Source organism: Actinomadura sp. HBU206391, from assembly GCF_014323665.1.
Classification (GTDB): Bacteria; Actinomycetota; Actinomycetes; order Streptosporangiales; family Streptosporangiaceae; genus Actinomadura_C.
In genome coordinates this window covers 1-2,874 of record NZ_JABVEB010000459.1, presented here as the reverse complement: position 1 = coordinate 2,874, position 2,874 = coordinate 1, and the positions used below count along the sequence as shown (strand labels likewise).

Annotated in this window: 3 protein-coding genes; all 3 read left to right on the top strand. The window is 73.2% G+C overall.

Translation table 11 applies throughout. The features are described 5' to 3' along the window. Positions 1-117 precede the first annotated feature (117 nt). Genes HKK72_RS38260 through HKK72_RS38250 form a run of 3 tightly spaced genes read left to right on the top strand, consistent with a single transcriptional unit; the run spans position 118 to position 2,806 of the window. The gene (locus HKK72_RS38260; protein WP_315987656.1) at positions 118-774 is read left to right on the top strand and encodes a TRSP domain-containing protein; all 657 of its coding nucleotides are present in this window, start codon (positions 118-120) and stop codon (positions 772-774) included. Further along, a complete protein-coding gene (locus HKK72_RS38255) occupies positions 771-1,931 on the top strand; it encodes a cysteine protease StiP family protein (protein ID WP_315987655.1) in 1,161 nt (386 codons plus the stop codon). The genes HKK72_RS38260 and HKK72_RS38255 overlap by 4 nt, the downstream gene beginning before the upstream one ends. Next, on the top strand, positions 1,931-2,806 hold the full coding sequence (locus HKK72_RS38250; RefSeq protein ID WP_187239265.1) for an HAD family hydrolase: 876 nt from the start codon (positions 1,931-1,933) through the stop codon (positions 2,804-2,806). Before HKK72_RS38255 ends, HKK72_RS38250 begins: the two co-directional genes overlap by 1 nt. The last annotated feature ends 68 nt before the right edge of the window (positions 2,807-2,874 follow it).

Genomic DNA, 2,874 nt, shown 5'->3' with positions numbered 1-2,874 from the left:
CGAGCGCCCGTGGCGTCGACCACAGGCCCGGCGGTGTCGACCACGGGCCCGGCGGTGTCGACCACGGGCCCGGCGGTGTCGACCACAGGCCCGGCGGTGTCGACCACGGGCCCGGCGGTGGCGTCGACCACGGGCCCGGCCGCGAGATCGGACTCGGTCGAGGAGAACGCAGAGAGTCCCGAACGGGTCCGAAGAGTGGAGCTGGAATGGCCCGCGGGGCTACCCGACGGCGGCCGCCATGGCTTCACGCCGGAGCATCGGATCCGCCTGGAGGCCGCCCTCCCCGCGATGGCCGAGCGCCTCACCGACGCCCTCATCCGAGAGCTCACCCCCTCCAGCCGTGATCATGCAGTTGTTCGCGCCGAACCCGGGCGGCGGGTGCTGGTGCTCGGGTTCGAAGAGCTCATGTACGCGCCGCTGCGGTTGGCGGAGGCGCTCGCCGACCGGCTCGAAGGCACCGAGGTCCGCTATTCGACGACGACCCGCTCGCCCGTGCTGGCGGTCGACGATCCGGGCTACGCGATCCGGACGCGGCTGGCGTTCCCGTCACATGACGACCCGGCGGACGGGCCGGGTGAGCGCTACGCCTACAACGTCGCGGCGGGCGCCGACGCCGACCGGCGGTTCGACGCGATCATCATCGTCATCGACGACCAGGCCGACACTGCGGAGCTGGCCGGCGGGCTGCTCGCCCGGCTGACCGAGCTCGGCGGCGCGGTGCTGCTCGCCGTCGTGCCATCACGCCGGCCCGGGCCCGCAGGAGCGGGCGGGTGAGCACGGCCACGAGCACGCGGGCCCTGCCGGAGCCGCTGCGTGGACCCGGTTTCGGCAGCTATCCGCCGCAGGACGTGGCGTGGCTGCTGACCGATCTGTCCGACGCCCGGCTCGAGGCGCCCACGGAGGAACGGGAAGAGGCCATCCAGGCGGGCCGGGCGCACTATGCCGAGTCGCTGCCGGTGGAGTACCAGCCCGGTGAGGAGTACCAGCGGCTCTTCCAGGACGCATTGGACGCGTCGGCGGCCAGACTCGCGTACGGCGCCGGTGTGATCACTGAGATGATTCTCGCCGAGCGGGGCCGCGACGCCGTCCTGGTGTCACTGGCCAGGGCGGGCACCCCGGTCGGCATCCTGGTGCGCCGCTGGGCTCGGTTCGCCCACGGTCTCGACCTGCCGCACTACGCGGTCAGCATCGTACGGGGCCGGGGGGTCGACACGGTCGCGCTACGGTACGTGGCCGCCCACCACGACCCGGCACGGGTGATGTTCGTGGACGGCTGGACCGGCAAGGGCGCGATCACCCGCGAGCTCGCCGACGCGCTCACCGCACACGAGACCGCGACCGGGGACCGTTTCCCGGCCGGCATGGCCGTGCTCGCCGACCCCGGCCGGTGTGTGCGGATCTTCGGGACGAGGGACGACTACCTCATCCCCTCGGCCTGCCTGAACTCCACCGTCTCGGGACTGGTCAGCCGTACAGTGCTGAACGACCGGCTGATCGGCCCCGGCGACTTCCACGGGGCGAAGTTCTACGCCGAGCTCGGCGGCGCGGACGTCTCCATGCGGTTCCTCGACGCGGTGTGCGCGCGCTTCGGCGACGTCGCCGGCCAGGTCGCCGCGGACTGGCCCGTCCTCGCCGCCGCCGATCGCACACCGGACTGGTCCGGGTGGGCGGCGGTCCGGCGGATCGGCGAGGAGCACGGCATCGACAACCTCAACCTGATCAAGCCGGGAGTGGGGGAGACCACCCGGGTGCTGCTGCGCCGGGTGCCGTGGAAGGTCCTCGCACGCGCCGACGCAGGCGACGAGCTCGCGCACATCCGGCTGCTGGCGAAGGAGCGCGGTGTGCCCGTGGTTGCGGTCGAGCCGGATTCACTGCCGTACGCGTGCGCGGGCCTGATCCACCCCGGATACTCGCGCGGAGGACCCTCCTGATGCCCGACACGAATCCCGCCGAGAACGCGGTCGTCTGCGTCGACCTCGATCGCACGCTCATCTACTCGTCGGCTGCGCTCGGCCTGTCCGGGGCGGACGCGGATCTGCCGCGCCTGCTGTGCGTGGAGCTCTACCAGGGCCGTCCACTGTCGTACGTGACGGAGTCGGCGGCGGCCGGCCTGGAACTGCTCGCCGCCGCCGCGACCCTGGTGCCGACGACGACCCGTACGCCTGAGCAGTACGCGCGGGTGCACCTGCTCGGAGAGGCGCCGGCGTACGCCATCTGCGCGAACGGCGGGCATCTGCTCGTCGACGGCCACAGCGACCCCGACTGGGCCGCGGGCGTTCGGGTGCGGGTGTCCGAGTGCGCCGAGCCGGCCGAGGTGTACGCCCACCTCTCGCGGATCAGCGGCGACTTCGTCAAGAAGCTGCGGATGGCCGCAGACCTGTTCTGCTACGCGGTCGTCGAGCGCGGGGAACTGCCCGCGGGCTGGGTCGCCGAGCTGGCCGGGTGGTGCGCGGAGCGCGGCTGGACGACCTCGCTGCAGGGCCGCAAGGTCTACTGCCTGCCGAAGCCGCTCACCAAGGCGGCCGCTGCGGCCGAGGTGGCCCGGCGCACCGGTGCCGGCGTGCTGCTCGCGGCCGGCGACTCGCTGCTCGACACCGAGCTGCTCGAGGCGGCCGACGCGTCGATCCGGCCGCCGCACGGCGAGCTGGCCGAGACGGGCTGGGTGGGCGAGGGCACCAGCGTGAGCCCGAGCGGCGGGGTGGCCGCGGGCGAGGAGATCGTCGGTTGGCTGCTCGAACGGGCGCTGAATCCGGGCGCGGTCCCGCGCCGCGGCGCCTGGCGGGAGAATCCGCTGCCGAGCCGGTAGGTACGGTAGGCCCATGTCGTTGCCGCAGCGGGGTTCATTGAGGGTGTCGTTCAAGGGAGCGCTCCGGC